Raw genomic sequence first — 19,285 nt, 5'->3', positions numbered from 1 at the left:
ATCCTGCGCTTAAGACTACCCCACGGCATTATTTCAGATCAGCCTGAACCTGATGCAGTGGTTTTGCCCATGGATTTTTCGCCTGCACGTCCGGCGGCAGCGAGGTGACCGCGCGTTTCGCTTCATCTTTCGATGAATAGATACCGCTCACCAGCACGTACCACGGTTGGCCGTTACGCGATGTTTCATAGACAACATATCTGTCCAGCTTCTCTTTCTTCGCCCAGTTGTTCAGGTTTTCATAGTTAGAGGAGCTGCTGAGCTGCAGGGTATAGTTACCCGACGGCGCAGATTTCATCGAGCTGACGTCGCCTGCCGTTTTACCGCTCTTCGCCGCCGGCGCTGCCGCGGCCGCCGTTGCGGCTGGCGCAGCAGTGGTCGTGGTTGCTGGTGCTGCAGGTTTACTCTGCGCGGTGGCTACCGGTTTGCTTTCCGCGACGGTCGTTTTCGCCGGGGCAGTGGTCGCCGCGCTTTCAACATGCTTCGGCTGAACCGGCTTCGTTTCTACCGGCGCTTTTGCCACCGCCTGTGGTTTCGGCTGCGGCTTCGCTTCGATGACGGTGTGCTTACGCTCAGCCGGACGCGGCGTTGCCGCCGTCTGACGTTCGGTCGTCTGGCGCGGCGCCGCGGTGCCACTGGCGCCATTACGGATCGGCGCGACGGTTGCCGGTTCAGTTGGCAGCGTCGAGTTAGCTACGGCGCCGTCCAGCTGGCCCTGCTGCTGGGTCAACGCATTATTCAGATCGCCCTGAACTTCAACGCGCTGCTGGCCCTGCGGCTCTGCCGCGGCCTGGCCCTGGGTCGGGTTCGCGGCAATAGGCGGTACCGTGACGTCCTGCTGTGTGGTGGTATTGGCGGCAGTCTGATCCTGGCCGGCAGCTGGCGTGCTGGTGGACTGGTCGTCAGACAGATTAATGCTCTTCTCGCCGGAAGCGGTCTGCTGGCTGGAAGAAGATGGCGATTTCAGCGCGGAACCGATACCCACGATTAACAGCAACAGTACCAGAATGCCCACGCCCATCATGATGTACTGGCGGGAAGCGGGTTTCGCCGGCGCTTTTTTACGCTTACGCGGACGACGCTCTACAGGCTGCTCTTCGAGCATCTCCTCATCTTCCGCATCCAGTTCTTCTTCGAATTCTTCCTCTTCACGCTCACGACGGGCCTTGCCGGCGCGCGTCGGACGGCCTTCATCGGCATCAAGATCGACATCGTCAAAATTGATCTGCGGATCGGCATCACGCTCGGAAGACTGACGGGAACGACCAGCACGACGATCGTTGCGATCGGCTTTCATATCGTCTTCTGGTTTGAAATCATCCATTTAACACCCCACTAAAAGGCTTATGCTCACGATTATTGCACATCACCCGAAATGATAACGCCGCGCGAACGCGGCCAGACCTTCTTATTGTTGCGCCTGCTGAGTGTCAGCAATCGCGCCAAGAACCACATCGTGCGGCACTCCGCCGCGCAGCTCGCTGCTTCCTATTGCGAGCGGGAGCACCAGCCGCATTTCGCCAGCCAGTACTTTCTTATCGCGCATCATATGGGGCAAATACGCCTGCGCACGCATTTCCTGCGGGCCGCGTACCGGTAAGCCTGCACGCTTGAGCAGATCGATAAGGCGCTGAGTATCCTGCGCGCGGAACTGCCCCAGCTGTTCGGACGTATGCGCCGCCATCACCATACCTGCCGCCACCGCTTCGCCGTGCAGCCAGTTACCGTAGCCCATTTCCGCTTCGATAGCATGGCCGAAGGTATGTCCAAGATTGAGTAAAGCACGTAACCCGGTTTCACGCTCGTCGGCAGCCACAACTTCCGCTTTCAGCTCACAGCAGCGGCGAATGCAGTACGCCATGGCCTTTTCATCCAACGCCAGCAAGGCATCAATGTTGTTTTCCAGCCAGCTGAAGAAGGCGCCGTCGAGGATCACCCCATACTTGATGACCTCAGCCAGTCCGGAAGCGAGTTCGCGCTTCGGCAGCGTCTTCAGACAGTTAAGATCAACCACCACGGAAACCGGCTGCCAGAAGGCGCCAATCATGTTTTTGCCGAGAGGGTGGTTCACTGCGGTTTTGCCGCCGACCGACGAGTCGACCTGCGACAGCAGGGTGGTAGGGACCTGGATAAAACGCACGCCGCGCTGATAGCTTGCCGCGGCGAAACCGGTTAAATCACCGATAACACCGCCGCCGAGCGCCACCAGCGTGGTGTCGCGGCCATGGGGTTTTTGCAACAGCGCGGTAAATACGGTATCCATCACCGCCAGGCTTTTATACTGCTCGCCGTCGGGCAGGACTACGCTGTCAACGTTGACCCCTGCCTGCTCAAGCGCAGAGCGGACGGTATCCAGATAAAGCGGCGCCAGCGTTTCGTTGGTGACCAGCATAGCCTGGTCGCCCGACTTAAGTGGCAGGAAGGAAGCTGGATCGTTGAACAAACCAGCCGCGATGGTAATCGGGTAACTACGTTCCCCGAGGGTAACAGTAAGCCTCTCCATAACGCGACATCCACCTCAGTGACTTTTACTCTGACGCACTTTTATTAAGCCAGAATCAGTTGCTTTCCAGCATATGAATAATCTGGTTCGCGACGACTTTCGCACTCTGATCGTCTGTGCGGATAGTCACATCGGCGATCTCTTCATACAGCGGGTTACGCTCGTCAGCCAGCGCTTCCAGTACTTCACGAGGCGGCGCATCGACTTGTAGCAAAGGACGCTTTTTATCGCGCTGCGTACGGGCCAACTGCTTCTCGATCGTTGTTTCCAGGTAGACCACCACGCCGCGGGCGGAGAGACGGTTACGCGTTTCACGGGATTTTACAGAGCCGCCGCCAGTCGCCAGCACAATTCCCTGTTTTTCCGTCAACTCATTGATAATTTTTTCTTCACGGTCGCGGAAGCCTTCTTCGCCTTCAACATCGAAGACCCAGCCCACATCAGCGCCAGTGCGTTTCTCAATCTCTTGATCGGAATCGTAAAATTCCATGTTGAGCTGTTGGGCTAACTGGCGCCCAATAGTGCTTTTGCCGGCACCCATAGGCCCAACCAGAAAGATATTGCGTTTCTCTGCCATTTTTTCGGTACTACTAAGACTATTCGTTAATGATAAACCCGCTTCGCAGACACCCAGCGCCGCAGGGCATGAACTGAAACCTCATATGCAATAGAGCGAGAGTCAGACTAAAAATTATCTCAATACTCCGGCTGGTTTGGCAACTGAATAAAATCGCCGGACAATAAAGGGAGGATTGATGTCGTACCCGACTCTCAAATCGGTACCCCTTGTATGCTAAATCCGTCCTCACGTCAAACACCTGAAACGTGTTTAGCATGAAAAACCTGCTTAACGTACTGCCAGAATCCGTGGCGTAATAAAGACAACCAGTTCACGGCGTTCATTATCTTTCCCGTCGCGGCGAAACAGACGCCCCAGCACCGGGATATCGCCAAGCAGCGGGACGCTGTCGCGGGCGGTTTTGTTTTTCTGCGAAAAGATGCCGCCCAACGCCAGGGTCTCGCCGCTGCGGACTTCCACCAGGGTCTCGATCTCCTGTTTATCAATGGCCAGCGCCTCGCCGTTATCCTGCTTCAGCACCTGGCCTGGCGTGTTCTCGCTTATTCGCAGCTTCAACCGCACTCTCCCCTGCTGCAGCACCGTCGGCGTCACCTCCATGCCCAGCACCGCCTCTTTAAACTCCACCGACGTGGCGCCGCTTTCACCGCTGGAGACCTGATAGGGGATCTCGCTCCCCTGCTTGATACTGGCGGGCTGCATATGAGAGGCGAGCAAACGAGGACTGGCGATAATCTCGACCTGCTGCTTGCGCTCCAGCGCGGAAAGCTCCAGCTCAAGCAAGCGCCCGTTAATTTTGCCGATGTTAAAGCCTGCGCGGGTGCTGGCGTCGTTGACTGACAGATCGCTGCTTAGGGTGGTGATGTGCCCGGATCCCGGCGTGCTTTCAGCCTCCGCCAGCCGCCATTTCACCCCCAGTTCACGCAGGCTGGTTTCGCTCATTGACACGATATGGGCGGCCAGCTCCACCTGTCCGACCGGCAGATCCATCTCCTGCGCCCAGGCCTTCAGCGCCGGCAGATGGCGGGCATCATCGCGGATCAGCAGCCGATTGGTCCGCTTGTCCGCCATCAGGTTTCCCCGGGCGCTAAGCAACTTACCGCCGCTTTTAGCCAGCTCCTCGGCATCGGCATAGTGCAGGGTCACGCTCTCCGCCCGCAGCGGCAGGTTCTGCAGACGTTTCTCCTGTTCCGCTTCGCGCTGCGCCAGGTTGGCCTTTTGCCAGGCCTGCGTATGTGCGTAGATGACCGTTCCCTGCTGTTGCAAAGAGAGGCCTGCGCTATCCGCCACTGCCCGCAGCGCCTGGGTCCAGGGAACCTTCTGCAGGCGCAGGGAGAGCGTGCCGCTGACGTCCGGTGCGACAACGAGATTCTTCTGGTTCATTTCGGCCAGGGCTTGCAGCACCTGGGCCACTGGCGCGTCGTCAACGACCAGCGAAACCGGCTTATCATTTCGCGCGGCGACCACCGCCAGCGGTAGCAGCAAAAGCAGGCTTATCCATCGCATCATCTTGTTTTCCTTTACGTTGCCAGCGCCACGCTGGCGGTTCACATCCCGGAGGCGTGACGATGTCCAGTTCACTGTCCGTCAGCCGGTTCACCCGCCAGCCCGTGGGCAATTGCTCATCCAGGCGCACCCGTCGCCACGTGCCGCTTCCGTCCTGCAAAAAACCCATCCAGCCTGCACCATCGCCGGCCGCGCCGCCATAACGCCATTGCGACAGCTGCGCCGCGCGGCAGGGATCCTCAACCGGCTGAAAAGGATCGCGCTCGGCCGCCAGCAGCGACAGCGGCAACCACAGCAAAACCCAGCATTTACCGACCATCTTCCGCCTCCAGCTGCAGCCGCATGCGCAGCGCCTGCCCCTCGCGCTCCAGCGAGAACGAACGCGGGTTCATCCCGCTGCGCGCCAGCCATGAAAACAGAGCGGGTACCGTCGGCCAGGAGAGAGCCAGCTCCATCTCTCCGCCGCTCCCCTGCGGATGCCAGGCGATTAGCTTCGCCCCGGCGAGCGGAATGGCTATGGGCGAGAACGGCTGCTTGTCGATGCGCTCCCCGGATCTTTCACCGTCAGGGATGCGCAGCGCCATGATCCGCCGCCACTGCGTTTGCAGAGCGCCATCGCGGGACAGCGCCGCCAGCGGCGGCCGGGCATCGCGCCAAAGCGCCACGCCGCCCCCCGTCAGCCCCATCGCGAGCAGGATCAGCAGCCCCGCCCGGGTGCGCAGGGTATTAATCCTCATCGGCGCGCGCTCCCGACAGGGTGAAACTGAACCGCCAGCGCCCCTCGGCGTCGCGCTGCGTTCCGCCGGCTTTAGCCGGCGCGAATCCCGTGACGCTGGCCAGAGAAGCCTCCACTCCGGCCAGCGCCTGCAGGTTGAGGGCCAGGCCATCCAGCGTCAGGCGCGCCCCCTGGTACTCCAGCCGCGTCAGCCATGCCTGAGCGGGCAGGTCCGCCGCGAGCGCCATTAGTCGGGGTTGCCAGGCGGCGATCGTCGATCTGCGCTGGTGCTGCTCGCGCTGGCGTTGATGCTGCTGCCACGCTTCGCGCATCGCCTGTTCACGTTGTTTGAGCGAGGCGAGCAGCGCTGCGTCGGCCGTCGCGTGGAGCCTCGCCAGGGCGTCGCGCTGTAGACCAGCCGTTCGCCCCACCTGCAGGGTCATCCCCGCCAGCAGCACGATACCGATGGCTAACAACAGGGTGTAGCGCAGGCGCTGGCGGCGACGCAGGTCACGCCAGGGGAGAAGATTAACGACATGCGTCATGGCGCCCACCCCCCAGCGCCAGCCCAAGGGCAATGGCGTAGCGATCGCCATCGGCTGGCAGCGGAGGCTGTCGGCGGTGAACCACCTGCCAGACATCAAAACGACTGGCCTCGTCACCCGCGTCAGCGCACAAGCGCAGAGGAACCTGAAGCTGCCCCGCCAGCTGGCTCAAGGACCCTATCGCATCGCAAGCGTCACAGCCCCAGGCCTCATGGGTCGCCCATAGCCAGTGCTTTTCATCCCGCCACGCCAGGCCTTGCTCTGCTGCCGTCACCCAGGGGAAAAAAGCGCCGAGCGCGCTGGCATCCGGTACGATGGCAGCTACCCGCAGCCGCAGCCGCCCTGCCAGCTCCCGCAGAACATTGATATCCAGCCGCTGCGCCGCCGTAACATGCCAGCCGTCATTTCGCGAGGTGGGCGCATAATCAATACAGAGAGAGGAGGCGGGCATCGCCAGCTGCTGGGTCATGGCGCTGGCTATCCACGTCACCTGTTCCCGCTCTCGCAGGGCGAACTGGGGATAAGGCACGCGTTTTTGCAGCGTGCGAGCTGCGGGGAAGGCGATATTGATCTGATGCTGTACCGGTAGCTCCCGCCGCCAGGCGGCCAGCCGTGAGCCGAGGGCGCTGACGTCCGCCACCATCCCCTGCCGCACCAGGCCTGGCGGCAACGGAATGCGCCACCAGCGGCGCAGCGCCCAGTGTGAGCGCTCAAACAGTAGCGCGACAATGGCAATGCTATCTTGTTGGATATGCATTCCGATCCGCCAGTTTCTGAAAGCCATGCTTATGATCTCCTTATCCGGCAAAACTGTCCGGCTATATCAATGCACCTGGCTTGCCTTTATACTACCGCGCGTTTGTTTATAAACTGCCCAAATAAAACTAAATGGGAAAACACCGGTGAAGTTCGTAAAGTATCTATTGATCCTTGCAGTCTGTTGCGTACTGCTGGGAGCAGGCTCGATTTTTGGCCTCTACAAATACATAGAGCCGCAACTCCCCGACGTCGCAACCCTGAAGGATGTGCGTTTGCAGATCCCGATGCAGGTCTATAGCGCCGACGGTGAGCTTATTGCGCAGTACGGCGAAAAGCGCCGTATCCCTGTCACGTTGCAGCAAATTCCCCCCGAGCTGGTGAAAGCGTTTATCGCTACCGAAGACAGTCGTTTCTATGAGCATCACGGCGTCGATCCGGTGGGTATTTTCCGCGCCGCCAGCGTGGCGATGTTTTCAGGCCACGCCTCGCAGGGCGCCAGCACCATCACCCAGCAGTTAGCGCGTAACTTCTTCCTCAGCCCCGAGAAGACGTTGATGCGTAAGATTAAAGAGGCCTTTCTGGCTATCCGCATCGAGCAGCTGCTGAACAAAGATGAAATCCTTGAGCTGTACCTGAACAAGATTTACCTCGGCTACCGCGCCTATGGCGTCGGCGCCGCGGCGCAGGTCTATTTTGGCAAACCTATCGACCAGCTGACCCTCAGCGAAATGGCGGTGATTGCCGGTCTGCCGAAAGCCCCGTCCACTTTTAACCCGCTCTATTCGATGGATCGCGCCACAGCCCGGCGCAACGTGGTGCTGTCGCGTATGCTGAGCGAGGGGTACATCACCCAGGCGCAATACGATGAGGCGCGCAGCGAACCCATCGACGCCAGCTACCACGCGCCGAAAATCGCCTTCTCCGCGCCCTATCTGAGCGAAATGGTGCGCCAGGAGATGGTGAATCGCTACGGCGAGCAGGCCTACGAAGATGGCTACCGGGTGTACACCACGATTACCCGCAAAAACCAGCAGGCGGCCCAGCAGGCGGTCCGCAATAACGTGCTGGATTACGATATGCGTCACGGCTACCGCGGCCCGGCCAGCGTGCTGTGGAAGGTCGGCGAAACGCCGTGGGAGGCGAAAAAGATCGTTGACGCCCTGAAGCGCCAGCCTGGCTTTGGCCCGCTTTCTCCTGCGGTGGTCACCTCCGCGAATGCCCAGGAGGCTGTCGCGCTGTTGGCTAACGGCGACTCCGTTTCGCTGACGATGGACGGCGTGCGCTGGGCTCGCCGCTTTATCTCCGATACGCAGCAGGGGGCAACCCCGCGTAAAGTCAACGACGTCGTGCAGGCCGGGCAGCAGATCTGGGTTCGCAAAGTGGGAGACAGCTGGTGGCTGTCGCAGGTGCCGGACGTCAACTCGGCATTGGTCTCCATTAACCCGCAAAACGGCGCGATTATCGCCCTTGTCGGTGGGTTTGACTTTAACCAGAGCAAGTTCAACCGCGCCACTCAGGCGCTGCGCCAGGTCGGCTCCAACATCAAGCCATTCCTCTACACGGCTGCGATGGATAAAGGCTTAACTCTGGCAAGCATGCTCAACGATGTGCCAATCTCGCGCTGGGACGCCGGAGCCGGTTCCGACTGGCGGCCGAAAAACTCGCCGCCGCAGTATGCCGGTCCGATTCGTTTACGCCAGGGCCTGGGGCAGTCGAAAAACGTGGTCATGGTGCGCGCCATGCGCGCCATGGGCGTTGACTATGCCGCCGAGTATTTGCAGCGCTTTGGCTTCCCGGCGCAAAACATTGTCCACACCGAATCGCTGGCGCTGGGCTCCGCCTCCTTTACGCCTCTGCAGGTCGCCCGCGGTTATTCGGTGATGGCCAACGGCGGCTTCCTGGTGAACCCGTTCTTTATCAGTAAGATTGAGAACGATCAGGGCGGGGTCCTCTTCGAAGAGCGTCCGAAAATCGCCTGCCCGCAGTGTGATTTACCGGTGATTTACGGCGATACGCCAAAATCCAACGTGCTGGAAAACAAAGATGTGGAAGATGTCGCCACCTCGACGGAACCGCAGAATGGCACCGTGCCGCCGCAGCCGCAGCTGGAGCAGGCCAATCAGTCACTGGTGGCGCAGAGCGGCGCCCAGGAATACGCGCCGCATGTGATCAACACCCCGCTGGCCTTCCTGATCAAGAGCGCGCTGAACAGCAACATCTTTGGCGAACCGGGCTGGATGGGAACCGGCTGGCGCGCCGGACGTGACCTGCAGCGGCATGACATCGGCGGCAAAACCGGGACCACCAACAGCTCGAAGGACGCCTGGTTCTCAGGCTACGGACCGGGCGTGGTGACCTCGGTTTGGATCGGCTTTGACGATCATCGTCGCGATCTTGGCCGGACCACCGCATCGGGGGCGATTAAAGATCAGATCTCCGGCTACGAAGGCGGCGCCAAAAGCGCCCAGCCGGCCTGGGACAGCTTTATGAAGAGCGTGCTGGAAGGCGTTCCGGAAGAGCCATTAACGCCGCCGCCGGGAATCGTCACGGTGAATATCGATCGCAGCACCGGTCAGCTGGCGAACGGTGGCAACAGCCGGGCGGAATACTTTATTGAGGGTACCCAGCCCACGCAGCAGGCGGTCCATGAGGTGGGCACCACCCTGACTGACGGCGGCGGTGAAACCCACGAGCTGTTCTGACAAAAAAAGCGCCTGCGGGCGCTTTTTTATTGCTGCTTAGCGTAAACGCTCGTTCAGAGTCGGCCCTGGGCCTGCAACCATTCCCGCACTAAAAACAGCGCACTAACGTTGCGGGCCTCGTTAAAATCTTCTTCATCCAGCAGCGACATCAACTGCGCCAGCGGCCAGCGCACCTGCGGCAGCGGCTCGGGCTCATCGCCCGGCAGCGACTCCGGATAGAGATCTTCCGCCACCAGGATGTTCATTTTGCTGGAGAAGTAAGAGGGAGCCATACTGAGCTTCTTCAGAAACGTCAGCTTATTGGCGCCGAAGCCAACCTCTTCTTTCAGCTCGCGATTGGCCGCTTCATCCACGGTTTCACCCGGATCAATCAGCCCTTTGGAGAAGCCCAGCTCGTAGGATTCCGTCCCGACGGCATACTCGCGAATCAAAATAATATGATCATCAACAATCGGCACAATCATCACCGCTTCGCGGGTGGAAGGCCGCATACGTTCATAAACGCGACGCACACCGTTGCTGAATTCCAGATCGACGCTTTCGACATTAAAGAGGCGCGAACGGGCGACAGTTTCAACATTGAGAATGGTGGGTTTTTGTAATGATTTGCTCATTGTCATCGGTCTATGCTGTGATTAAGCCGTCATTGTGCGATACGCAACACGCTTTCGGCAATCCAAATCGCTACTTATTTACAGAGTTGTAACCTTTTCCCTGCAAAGGGGAAAGTAATAAAGATAAAAAAGTCAATAGCTTGAATTATCTTTGAGAATTTACCGATTTCTGGCCTTTAACGTTTTTGGTAAGCTAATACGCTGCTGCATGACATATTTACTACCCTGCAAGCAGGTGCGCCGCTAACACTGCAGCTTAACGTTAGTCTTCACGTTCACCGACGATTTCGTAAGAAAAATATAACTATGATGGGATGGGCATGGGCACCTTTCTGATATTCCTTACAGCTCTGCTAATCTGCGTATTGCTCATTGGATGGTGGTATCGCACACACGCCAGACGCCGCCGGCTCCCTCTACTGCACGCCTTTAGCGATGCCACCACGCGTCCGATCGCGGCCGATGAGCGCCAGGCCATCGAAAAGTATCTTGCCGAACTGAGCCGCGCCCAGCAGGTTCCCGCGTCCGGCGCCACCAGCGCGCCCGTCGCTCTGGCGCTAAACGAACAGAGCGATACCGTCTATGGGGTGACGCGAGCCATCACCCGCTACGGGATCACTACCGACGCGCCGAATAAATGGCGCTATTTTCTCGATTCGGTGGAGGTACATCTGCCGCCGTTCTGGGAACAGCATATCAACGATGAAAACAGCGTCGAGCTGATCCCCACCGACAGCCTGCCGCTGGTTATCACCCTTAACGGCCATACCCTGAGCGACTATCGTCAGGAAGCGCAAAGCTACGCGCTGGAACGCGCCTCGGCCACCCAGGCCTCAATTCGCGGCGAAGAGAGCGAACAGGTAGAGTTGCGGCAGATCCGTCGGGAAAGCCCGGAAGAACACGCCCTGAACCGCCCGGATGGTCTGCGCGAAGCGATCCTGATCGTCGCCTCTTTCCTGTTCTTTTATTTCAGTCTGATTGGGCCTGCCGTCTTTACCCCATGGCTGGTGGCCGCCGGTTTGCTGCTGCTCGCCGCCGGCCTATTGGGGATCTATGCCCCGCCGCGCCGCGCCTCGCTGCGCGAAATCCATTGCCTGCGCGGCGTCCCTAAGCGCTGGGGGCTGTTTGGCGAAAACGATCAGGAACATATCAATAATATCTCGCTGGGCATTATCGATCTCATCTATCCGCGCCACTGGCAGCCCTGGATCGCCCAGGACCTCGGACAGCAGACCGATATTGATATCTATCTCAACCGCCATGTAGCCCGTCAGGGACGCTACTTGTCGCTTCATGATGAAGTGAAAAACTTCCCGCTGCAGTACTGGCTGCGCAGCGCGATTATCGCCGCCGGCTCCCTGGTGATGGTAATCATGCTATGGGCCAGCGTACCGCTGAATATGCCGTTTAAGTTCACCCTGTCGTGGCTGAAGGGGGCGCAGACCATTGAAGCCACGACCGTCAGCCAGCTGGAAAAGGCCCATGTGCGCATTGGCGATACGTTGCGCCTGACCGGCACCGGGATGTGCAACATCCGCACGCCGGGCAGCTGGACGGCCAAAGAGGATTCGCCGTTCCTGCCTTTCGATTGTTCGCAGATTGTGTGGAACGATGCCCCTCCTCTGCCGCTGCCGGAGTCTGACATTGTCAGCAAAGCGACCGCTCTGATGCAGTCCGTCCAGCGTCAGCTGCACCCGGAAACCGACGACGACTCCCGCGTCAGCCCGGCGCTGCGCTCCGCCATTCAGAAATCTGGCATGGTGCTACTGGATGATTTCGGCGATATCGTTCAGAAAACCAACGATCTCTGTTCCGCTGCCGATGATTGCCTGCGGCTGAAGAATGCGCTGGTTAATCTCGGCAATACCCGTAACTGGGAGACGTTAACTAAGCGTGCGTCCGCCGGGAAACTGGATGGCGTGAACGTGCTGCTGCGGCCAGTCAGCGCCGAGTCGCTGGAGAATCTGGTGACCACCTCAACCGCCCCCTTTGTCATGCGTGAAACCTCGCGGGCGGCGCAGGCGCTCAACAGCCCGGCCCCGGGCGGCTTCGTCATCGCCAGCGACGAGGGTAGCGTGCTGGTCAATCAGCCGTGGCCGGCGGTGAGCCTGTATGATTACCCGGCGCATGAGCAGTGGGGGGAACTGCGGCGGCTGGCCGGTATGCTGATGCATACCCCCTTCCATGCCGAAGGGATAGTCACCAATCTGTTTACTGACGCCAACGGCACTCAGCATATCAACCTGCACCGCATTCCTGACCGCAGCGGCCTGTGGCGCTACCTGGGAATCACCCTGCTGCTGCTGTCGATGGTGGGATGCATGGCTTACCACGGGGTGCAGGCGCTGCGTCGTTATCAACGCCATCGCCAGCGTATGGAAGAGATTCAGAAATATTACGAAAGCTGCCTGAACCCGGTGCTGCTCCCCTCGTCTGACCCGCAAGATTAATTTTCCCGGCGACAGGGTGTGATACCCTGTCGCCCATTTCCCGCTCGCTGGAGAGTCATCATGCATTTTGATATCGCCTGGCAGGAGGTCGATACCGTTCTGCTGGATATGGACGGCACGCTCCTGGATCTCGCTTTCGACAACTATTTCTGGCAAACGCTGGTGCCGGAAACCTGGGGGGCCGCCCGCGGCCTCAATCTGCAACAGGCGAAAGAGGCCATGCACCAGGAGTATCACGCCGTGCAGCATACGCTAAACTGGTACTGTCTGGATTACTGGAGCGAGCGCCTGGGTTTGGATATTTGTGCGATGACCAGCGAACAGGGTCCGCGCGCCACGCTGCGTGAGGATACCGTGCCGTTCCTTGATGCGCTCAAGGCCAGCGGTAAGCGACGTATTCTGTTGACCAATGCCCATCCCCACAATCTGGCGGTGAAACTCAAACACACCGGCCTGGATGCGCACCTTGATTTATTACTTTCCACCCACACATTTGGTTATCCGAAAGAGGATCAGCGTCTGTGGCGCGCCGTGGCGGAGGAAACCGGCCTTGAGGCGCATAAAACGCTGTTTGTCGACGACAGCGAGGCAATTCTGGATGCCGCGAGGGAGTTTGGCATTCGTTACTGCCTGGGCATTACCAATCCCGACTCCGGGCTGGCGGAAAAGCAGTATCTGCGCCATCCGGGGCTGAATGATTACCGACGACTGATCCCTTCGCTTACCCCGAAGGAGAGGCGATGAAAGAGAAGCCTACCGAAACCGTCAGACTGGACAAATGGCTTTGGGCCGCCCGCTTTTACAAGACCCGCGCGCTGGCGCGAGAGATGATTGAAGGCGGCAAGGTGCATTACAACGGACAACGCAGCAAGCCCGGGAAAATCGTCGAACTGGACGCCATGCTAACGCTGCGTCAGGGCAACGACGAGCGGACGGTGCGCATCGTCGGTATCACCGAACAGCGCCGCCCGGCAAGCGAAGCCGTCACCCTGTATGAAGAGACGGCTGAGAGTATCGAGAAGCGTGAAAAAATGGCCCTGGCGCGCAAAATGAACGCCCTGACCATGCCGCACCCTGACAGACGTCCGGACAAGAAAGAGCGCCGCGACTTGATGAGATTTAAACACGGCGAGAGTGAGTAACTCGCGCCAGAAAGAGAGATGATTATGACTCAACACGATCAATTACATCGTTATCTGTTTGAAAACTATGCCGTGCGCGGCGAGCTGGTGACGGTGTCGGAAACCCTGGAACAGATTCTGGCAAATCACACTTATCCCCAGCCGGTGAAAACGGTGCTGGCGGAGCTGCTGGTCGCCACCAGTCTGCTGACTGCGACGCTGAAATTTGCCGGCGACATCACCGTGCAGCTGCAGGGCGATGGGCCTTTACAGCTGGCGGTGATCAACGGCAATAACCAGCAGCAGCTGCGCGGCGTCGCGCGTGTGCAGGGCGAGATTGCGGACGATGCGGATCTGAAAGCGATGGTCGGCAACGGCTATCTGGTCATCACTATCTCCCCGGAAGAGGGTGAGCGTTATCAGGGCGTGGTCGGTCTGGAAGGCGATACGCTGGCCGCCTGCCTGGAAGATTACTTCCAGCGTTCAGAGCAGCTGCCGACGCGCCTTATTATCCGCACCGGCGAACATGAAGGTCAGCCGATGGCGGGCGGGATGCTGCTGCAGGTGATGCCGGCGCAGGATGCCCAGACTGCCGACTTTGAGCACCTGGCGACGCTCACCGAGACCATCAAGGCGGAAGAGCTGTTCACCCTGCCGGCGAACGATGTGCTGTGGCGTCTGTACCATGAAGAAGAAGTCACGGTCTACGATCCGCAGAGCGTGGAGTTCAAGTGCACCTGCTCCCGCGAACGCTGCGCCGGCGCGCTGAAAACCCTGCCGGACGAAGAGATAGATAGCATCCTTGCCGACGAAGGCGAGATTGATATGCACTGCGACTACTGCGGTAACCACTATATCTTCAACGCCATGGACATCGCCGAGATCCGTAATAACGCCTCTCCGGCCGATCCGCAGGTCCATTAATCCTCACCTCTTTTGCAGGCACCGGGCGGCGATGTGGTTTGTCGCCCGGTGTCTGACTTTTATTTATTCACGAGTTGAATCGATTTTCGCTGAAAGAGTTACGTAATTTTATTCCAGGAAAGCGATTACATTCACATTTCAGTAGTTTTTTTAATTACTTTTTAACCATTGAGAAACATCTAACCCCACCATCCAGCCATTTCCTGAGATAATCCACTTCACTTCGTGACAGGAGTCACCGTTTTTTTCGTCATTCTGAAGAATGTCGAGATACGTAAATCTATGAGCCTGGTCGCGGTCAATACCCGGTAATAAACCCTACAATTTACAGCAGTACATCTTGGCTAAGGAGCAGTGACATGCGCGTTAATCATGGTTTAACCCCGCAGGATCTCAAGGCTTATGGTATCAATGACGTTCAGGATATCGTCCACAATCCCAGCTACGACATGTTGTTTCAGGAAGAGCTCGACCCCAACCTGGAAGGCTACGAACGTGGCGTATTAACCAGTCTCGGTGCTATCGCCGTCGACACGGGCATTTTTACCGGTCGTTCTCCGAAAGATAAGTACCTCGTGCGCGACGACACCACCCGCGATACCGTCTGGTGGTCCGATAAAGGCAAGGGTAAAAACGACAACAAGCCGCTTTCGCAGGAAACCTGGCAGCATCTGAAAGGGCTGGTAACACAGCAGCTGTCCGGTAAACGCCTGTTTATCGTCGACGCCTTCTGCGGCGCTAACGCCGATACCCGTCTCAGCGTACGTTTCATTACCGAAGTGGCCTGGCAGGCGCACTTCGTTAAAAACATGTTCATCCGCCCGAGCGACGAAGAGCTGGCGGAATTCACGCCCGACTTCATCGTGATGAACGGCGCGAAGTGCACCAACCCGCAGTGGAAAGAGCAGGGCCTGAACTCGGAAAACTTCATCGCTTTCAACCTCACCGAGCGCATTCAGTTGATCGGCGGCACCTGGTACGGCGGCGAGATGAAGAAAGGGATGTTCTCGATCATGAACTACCTGCTGCCGCTGAAGGGCATCGCCTCCATGCACTGTTCTGCCAACGTGGGCGAGAAAGGCGATGTCGCCATTTTCTTCGGCCTCTCAGGCACCGGCAAAACCACCCTCTCCACCGACCCGAAACGCCGCCTGATTGGCGATGACGAACATGGCTGGGATGACGACGGGGTGTTTAACTTCGAAGGGGGCTGCTACGCCAAGACCATCAAGCTCTCTGAAGCGGCCGAGCCGGATATCTATCACGCCATTCGCCGCAACGCCCTGCTGGAAAACGTGGTGGTGCGCGCCGACGGGACAATCGATTTCGATGACGGCTCAAAGACCGAAAACACCCGCGTCTCCTACCCCATCGACCATATCGATAATATCGTCAAACCGGTCTCCAAAGCGGGTCACGCCACCAAAGTGATCTTCCTGACGGCCGATGCGTTCGGCGTACTGCCGCCGGTCTCCCGCCTGACCGCCGATCAGACGCAGTACCATTTCCTGTCCGGGTTTACCGCCAAACTGGCCGGCACCGAGCGCGGCGTGACCGAACCCACGCCAACTTTTTCCGCCTGCTTCGGCGCCGCCTTCCTGTCGTTGCACCCGACACAGTACGCCGAAGTGCTGGTCAAACGCATGCAGGCGGCCGGCGCGCAGGCTTATCTGGTCAATACCGGCTGGAACGGCACCGGCAAGCGCATCTCGATTAAAGATACCCGCGCCATCATCGACGCCATCCTCAATGGCTCGCTGGACAACGCGGAGACCTTTACCCTGCCGATGTTTAACCTGCAGATCCCGACGGCCCTCCCGGGCGTGGATCCCCAGATCCTCGATCCGCGCAGCACCTATGGTTCCCCGGAGCAGTGGCAGGAAAAAGCCGACCAGCTGGCGAAGCTGTTTATTGAGAACTTTGAGAAGTATACCGATACGCCAGCGGGCGCCGCGCTGGTGGCGGCAGGGCCGCAGCGCTAACGGGCGCAAAGATGAAAAAGCCGGGCTTGCCCGGCTTTTTATTGTGCAACGTTCTGACCAACCAACCGCGGGCGCGATCAGCTCTCTTTGGCCGGTTTCATCGGCGCCAGCACCCGGTGCACCGGCAGCCAGGCGCGGATCAGTAACCCGCCGCGTTCGCTGGAGCCAATCTCCAGCCGCCCGTTGTGATTATCGATAATACGCTGAACAATCGCCAACCCCAGCCCGGTGCCGCTGGTGCTGCGGGCGCTGTCGCCGCGTACAAACGGCTGAAACAGGTGCTCTCGCTGCTCAGGTTTAATCCCCGGTCCGTCATCTTCTACCTGGAACCAGGCCCGGCTCGCTTCGCTGCCGCTGCTGACCTTGATCCAGCCATTGCCATAGCGGGCCGCGTTGACCACCATATTCGCCAGCGCGCGCTTGATAGACAGAGGATGCATGCGTACCGGAATTTCGCCGGCCTGCAGGGCGGTGGCGATCTCCCGCTCATAGCCGCTCTCCGCAGCGATCACTTCCCCCAGCACCGCATTCAGATCCGCCAGCTCCATCGGCATCTCCTGCCCGGTGCGCAGATAGTCGATAAACTGCTCGATGATGGCGTTGCACTCTTCGATATCTTTGTTGATCGACTCCGCGAGATAGCCGTCCTGCTCGCCCATCATCTCGGTGGCCAGACGAATGCGGGTCAGCGGAGTCCGTAAATCATGGCTGACCCCAGCCATCAGCAGCGTACGGTCGTCGGCCAGCTGCTTCACGCCCGCGGCCATGTGGTTGAAGGCGCGCGTCACCGAACGCACTTCGGAGGCGCCATACTCGCGCAGCGGCGGCGGAATAATGCCGCGCCCGACCTGCAGCGCCGCATGCTCCAGATCCACCAGCGGGCGGTTCTGAATACGGATAAACAGCCAGGCGCCGCCTATCGCCAGCAGCATGATCGCCAGGGTATAGCGGAACAGCGGCGAGAAGTCGCCCTGATGGATCTCGGTCAGCGGCACCCGCACCCAAATATTGGGCGACAGCCAGGTCTTCAGCCACACCACGGGGGAGCTTTTATTGACCTCCACCCGCACCTCAGTGGGGCCGCCAAGCTGATGAGCCATCTGTTGGCTCAAGAATTCATAATGCTGCGCCCAGCGCAGGCCTGCGTCTTCCGCCGCTTCATTGGAATAGAGCGAAATCCCCAGCTCGCGATAAATTTCACGGCGAAACGCCGGGGGCACCACCAGCTGGGTGCCATCCTCCAGCTGCAGCTTATCAGTCATCAGCATACGCACTTCGTAGGCCAATACTTTATTAAACTGCTGGAGACTTGGCAGGATCGCGAAATTCAGTACTACCAGATAGGTCGTCACCAGGCTGACGAACAGCAAGGTGACGATCAGGAGCAGCGTGCGAGCAAAGGAGCTGCGCGGCGAAAAGCGCACGCGTTTCATGCCTTAGAACCGTCCGGGACGAAGACGTAGCCCAGACCCCAGACGGTCTGGATATAGCGCGGATGCGCCGGGTCCTCTTCCACCATGCGGCGCAGGCGGGAGATCTGTACGTCGATGGAACGCTCCATCGCAGAGTATTCGCGGCCGCGAGCGAGGTTCATTAACTTATCGCGCGACAGCGGCTCACGAGGATGGCTTACCAGCGCCTTCAGGACCGCAAACTCGCCGCTGGTCAACGGCATCGGCTCGTCTTCACGGAACATCTCGCGGGTGCCCAGGTTCAGTTTGAATTTACCAAAGGCGATAACCGCCTCTTCCTGCGACGGCGCGCCCGGCAGCTCGTTCGCCTGACGGCGCAGCACCGCCCGGATGCGGGCCAGCAGTTCACGCGGGTTGAACGGCTTCGGAATGTAGTCGTCGGCCCCGATCTCCAGGCCCACAATACGATCAACCTCTTCGCCTTTCGCCGTCACCATAATGATCGGCATCGGGTTGCTCTGGCTGCGCAGACGGCGGCAAATCGAGAGACCATCTTCCCCAGGCAGCATCAGATCCAGCACCATCAGGTGGAAGGATTCGCGGGTTAACAGACGATCCATCTGTTCGGCGTTCGCCACGCTACGAACCTGGAAGCCCTGCTCGGTCAGATAACGTTCGAGCAGCGCACGCAGGCGCATGTCGTCATCCACAACCAGAATCTTATAATTCTCTTGCATTGTTTGTACTCCCAAAGGTTCACTGCAATAGTCAGTGCGTATTCTCAAAAAAGCCCGGCGCGCTCACCAGCTAAATCTGGTATATATTCCAGGCTAAATTGTTACAAAGCATATTTAACAGCAGGTTAAGTATACATTTAATCATAAGACACAGTATTTATCCTGTCGGTATTATTACGCGCTACAAATTGTGCGCAACGACAGACTGTCAGAAGGTTGAACTCACGATGAAAACGCCGCTGATCACCCGCGAGGGATATGAAAAACTGAAGCAGGAGATGGACTACCTGTGGCGCCAGGAGCGCCCGGAAGTGACCAAAAAGGTGACCTGGGCCGCCAGCCTTGGCGACCGCAGCGAGAACGCGGATTACCAGTACAACAAAAAGCGCCTGCGCGAGATCGATCGCCGGGTCCGCTATCTGACCAAATGTCTGGAACAGTTGAAAATTGTCGATTACTCGCCGCAACAGGAAGGTAAAGTCTTCTTCGGCGCCTGGGTAGAGATTGAAAACGATGAAGGCGATATCAAGCGCTTTCGCATCGTCGGTTACGATGAAATTTTTGGCCGCAAAGACTATATCTCCATCGACTCGCCGATGGCGCGCGCACTGTTAAAAAAAGAGGTTGGCGATCTGGCCATCGTCAACACGCCGGCGGGCGAAGCCAGCTGGTATGTCAACGAGATCGAATACGTTAAATAGACAAGAACTTTCCGAGAGACGCCCGGCGCGACTGGCA

At 58.7% G+C, this 19,285-nt stretch carries 18 protein-coding genes; 7 read left to right on the top strand and 11 right to left on the bottom strand.

Annotation, left to right across the window (positions count from 1 at the left end):
- Positions 1–28: 28 nt before the first annotated feature.
- From damX to ABLV64_RS21155, 8 genes are all read right to left on the bottom strand, one after another.
- Positions 29–1,324, bottom strand: coding sequence for a cell division protein DamX (gene damX, locus ABLV64_RS21190; RefSeq protein WP_004202177.1), 1,296 nt, complete (start codon positions 1,322–1,324; stop codon positions 29–31).
- A gap of 84 nt (positions 1,325–1,408) precedes the next feature.
- On the bottom strand, positions 1,409–2,503 hold the full coding sequence (gene aroB / locus ABLV64_RS21185; protein ID WP_048325903.1) for a 3-dehydroquinate synthase: 1,095 nt from the start codon (positions 2,501–2,503) through the stop codon (positions 1,409–1,411).
- A 55-nt stretch (positions 2,504–2,558) separates the two neighbouring features.
- Positions 2,559–3,080: a shikimate kinase AroK gene (gene aroK / locus ABLV64_RS21180; RefSeq protein ID WP_002920267.1), complete on the bottom strand. Its 522-nt coding sequence runs from the start codon at positions 3,078–3,080 to the stop codon at positions 2,559–2,561.
- A gap of 270 nt (positions 3,081–3,350) precedes the next feature.
- A complete protein-coding gene (gene hofQ, locus ABLV64_RS21175) occupies positions 3,351–4,589 on the bottom strand; it encodes a DNA uptake porin HofQ (protein WP_117124947.1) in 1,239 nt (412 codons plus the stop codon).
- Complete coding sequence (locus ABLV64_RS21170; protein ID WP_004202171.1) at positions 4,528–4,905, bottom strand: HofP DNA utilization family protein; 378 nt, start codon at positions 4,903–4,905, stop codon at positions 4,528–4,530. Before ABLV64_RS21170 ends, hofQ begins: the two co-directional genes overlap by 62 nt.
- Complete coding sequence (locus ABLV64_RS21165) at positions 4,895–5,323, bottom strand: hypothetical protein (protein WP_064178584.1); 429 nt, start codon at positions 5,321–5,323, stop codon at positions 4,895–4,897. The genes ABLV64_RS21170 and ABLV64_RS21165 overlap by 11 nt, the downstream gene beginning before the upstream one ends.
- On the bottom strand, positions 5,313–5,846 hold the full coding sequence (locus ABLV64_RS21160; protein ID WP_048325907.1) for a PilN domain-containing protein: 534 nt from the start codon (positions 5,844–5,846) through the stop codon (positions 5,313–5,315). The genes ABLV64_RS21165 and ABLV64_RS21160 overlap by 11 nt, the downstream gene beginning before the upstream one ends.
- The gene (locus ABLV64_RS21155; RefSeq protein ID WP_348842979.1) at positions 5,830–6,630 is read right to left on the bottom strand and encodes a pilus assembly protein; all 801 of its coding nucleotides are present in this window, start codon (positions 6,628–6,630) and stop codon (positions 5,830–5,832) included. Before ABLV64_RS21155 ends, ABLV64_RS21160 begins: the two co-directional genes overlap by 17 nt.
- 118 nt (positions 6,631–6,748) lie before the next feature.
- Between ABLV64_RS21155 and mrcA the strand changes: the two genes are divergently transcribed.
- Entirely contained in the window at positions 6,749–9,307 is a 2,559-nt protein-coding gene (gene mrcA, locus ABLV64_RS21150; RefSeq protein WP_023319249.1) for a peptidoglycan glycosyltransferase/peptidoglycan DD-transpeptidase MrcA, read from the top strand.
- Between the two features lie 53 nt (positions 9,308–9,360).
- On the opposite strand, the gene nudE is transcribed toward mrcA, so the two are convergent.
- The gene (nudE, locus tag ABLV64_RS21145) at positions 9,361–9,921 is read right to left on the bottom strand and encodes an ADP compounds hydrolase NudE (RefSeq protein WP_004202164.1); all 561 of its coding nucleotides are present in this window, start codon (positions 9,919–9,921) and stop codon (positions 9,361–9,363) included.
- Positions 9,922–10,241: 320 nt separating this feature from the next.
- Between nudE and ABLV64_RS21140 the strand changes: the two genes are divergently transcribed.
- From ABLV64_RS21140 to pckA, 5 genes are all read left to right on the top strand, one after another.
- Positions 10,242–12,371, top strand: coding sequence for an intracellular growth attenuator family protein (locus ABLV64_RS21140; protein WP_032456684.1), 2,130 nt, complete (start codon positions 10,242–10,244; stop codon positions 12,369–12,371).
- A gap of 60 nt (positions 12,372–12,431) precedes the next feature.
- Complete coding sequence (yrfG, locus tag ABLV64_RS21135; protein ID WP_004202162.1) at positions 12,432–13,115, top strand: GMP/IMP nucleotidase; 684 nt, start codon at positions 12,432–12,434, stop codon at positions 13,113–13,115.
- A complete protein-coding gene (gene hslR / locus ABLV64_RS21130) occupies positions 13,112–13,513 on the top strand; it encodes a ribosome-associated heat shock protein Hsp15 (RefSeq protein ID WP_017899959.1) in 402 nt (133 codons plus the stop codon). The genes yrfG and hslR overlap by 4 nt, the downstream gene beginning before the upstream one ends.
- An 18-nt stretch (positions 13,514–13,531) precedes the next feature.
- A complete protein-coding gene (hslO, locus tag ABLV64_RS21125) occupies positions 13,532–14,416 on the top strand; it encodes an Hsp33 family molecular chaperone HslO (RefSeq protein WP_017899960.1) in 885 nt (294 codons plus the stop codon).
- Between the two features lie 359 nt (positions 14,417–14,775).
- Entirely contained in the window at positions 14,776–16,398 is a 1,623-nt protein-coding gene (gene pckA, locus ABLV64_RS21120; RefSeq protein ID WP_004202159.1) for a phosphoenolpyruvate carboxykinase (ATP), read from the top strand.
- A 77-nt stretch (positions 16,399–16,475) separates the two neighbouring features.
- Here the strand turns inward: pckA and envZ are convergent, their stop codons facing one another.
- A complete protein-coding gene (envZ, locus tag ABLV64_RS21115; RefSeq protein ID WP_004202158.1) occupies positions 16,476–17,831 on the bottom strand; it encodes a two-component system sensor histidine kinase EnvZ in 1,356 nt (451 codons plus the stop codon).
- Entirely contained in the window at positions 17,828–18,547 is a 720-nt protein-coding gene (ompR, locus tag ABLV64_RS21110) for a two-component system response regulator OmpR (protein WP_001157751.1), read from the bottom strand. Before ompR ends, envZ begins: the two co-directional genes overlap by 4 nt.
- A gap of 227 nt (positions 18,548–18,774) precedes the next feature.
- On the opposite strand from ompR, the gene greB reads away from it, so the two are divergent.
- Complete coding sequence (gene greB, locus ABLV64_RS21105; RefSeq protein WP_002920503.1) at positions 18,775–19,248, top strand: transcription elongation factor GreB; 474 nt, start codon at positions 18,775–18,777, stop codon at positions 19,246–19,248.
- Positions 19,249–19,285: the final 37 nt, after the last annotated feature.

The organism is Klebsiella sp. JB_Kp031, assembly GCF_040064295.1.
GTDB lineage: Bacteria > Pseudomonadota > Gammaproteobacteria > Enterobacterales > Enterobacteriaceae > Klebsiella > Klebsiella quasipneumoniae.
Note: the sequence above shows the minus strand (reverse complement) of the source record. Positions and strands in the feature narration are given on the sequence as shown.

Excerpts from the sequence above, each read along its gene's own strand:
- hofQ (WP_117124947.1), bottom strand. The coding sequence starts at position 4,589 with ATGATGCGATGGATAAGCCTGCTTTTGCTGCTACCGCTGGCGGTGGTC.
- ompR (WP_001157751.1), bottom strand. The coding sequence starts at position 18,547 with ATGCAAGAGAATTATAAGATTCTGGTTGTGGATGACGACATGCGCCTG.
- ABLV64_RS21170 (WP_004202171.1), bottom strand. The coding sequence starts at position 4,905 with ATGGTCGGTAAATGCTGGGTTTTGCTGTGGTTGCCGCTGTCGCTGCTG.
- damX (WP_004202177.1), bottom strand. The coding sequence starts at position 1,324 with ATGGATGATTTCAAACCAGAAGACGATATGAAAGCCGATCGCAACGAT.
- aroK (WP_002920267.1), bottom strand. The coding sequence starts at position 3,080 with ATGGCAGAGAAACGCAATATCTTTCTGGTTGGGCCTATGGGTGCCGGC.
- pckA (WP_004202159.1), top strand. The coding sequence starts at position 14,776 with ATGCGCGTTAATCATGGTTTAACCCCGCAGGATCTCAAGGCTTATGGT.
- envZ (WP_004202158.1), bottom strand. The coding sequence starts at position 17,831 with ATGAAACGCGTGCGCTTTTCGCCGCGCAGCTCCTTTGCTCGCACGCTG.
- yrfG (WP_004202162.1), top strand. The coding sequence starts at position 12,432 with ATGCATTTTGATATCGCCTGGCAGGAGGTCGATACCGTTCTGCTGGAT.
- ABLV64_RS21155 (WP_348842979.1), bottom strand. The coding sequence starts at position 6,630 with ATGGCTTTCAGAAACTGGCGGATCGGAATGCATATCCAACAAGATAGC.
- hslR (WP_017899959.1), top strand. The coding sequence starts at position 13,112 with ATGAAAGAGAAGCCTACCGAAACCGTCAGACTGGACAAATGGCTTTGG.
- greB (WP_002920503.1), top strand. The coding sequence starts at position 18,775 with ATGAAAACGCCGCTGATCACCCGCGAGGGATATGAAAAACTGAAGCAG.
- ABLV64_RS21160 (WP_048325907.1), bottom strand. The coding sequence starts at position 5,846 with ATGACGCATGTCGTTAATCTTCTCCCCTGGCGTGACCTGCGTCGCCGC.
- aroB (WP_048325903.1), bottom strand. The coding sequence starts at position 2,503 with ATGGAGAGGCTTACTGTTACCCTCGGGGAACGTAGTTACCCGATTACC.
- nudE (WP_004202164.1), bottom strand. The coding sequence starts at position 9,921 with ATGAGCAAATCATTACAAAAACCCACCATTCTCAATGTTGAAACTGTC.
- hslO (WP_017899960.1), top strand. The coding sequence starts at position 13,532 with ATGATTATGACTCAACACGATCAATTACATCGTTATCTGTTTGAAAAC.
- ABLV64_RS21165 (WP_064178584.1), bottom strand. The coding sequence starts at position 5,323 with ATGAGGATTAATACCCTGCGCACCCGGGCGGGGCTGCTGATCCTGCTC.
- ABLV64_RS21140 (WP_032456684.1), top strand. The coding sequence starts at position 10,242 with ATGGGCACCTTTCTGATATTCCTTACAGCTCTGCTAATCTGCGTATTG.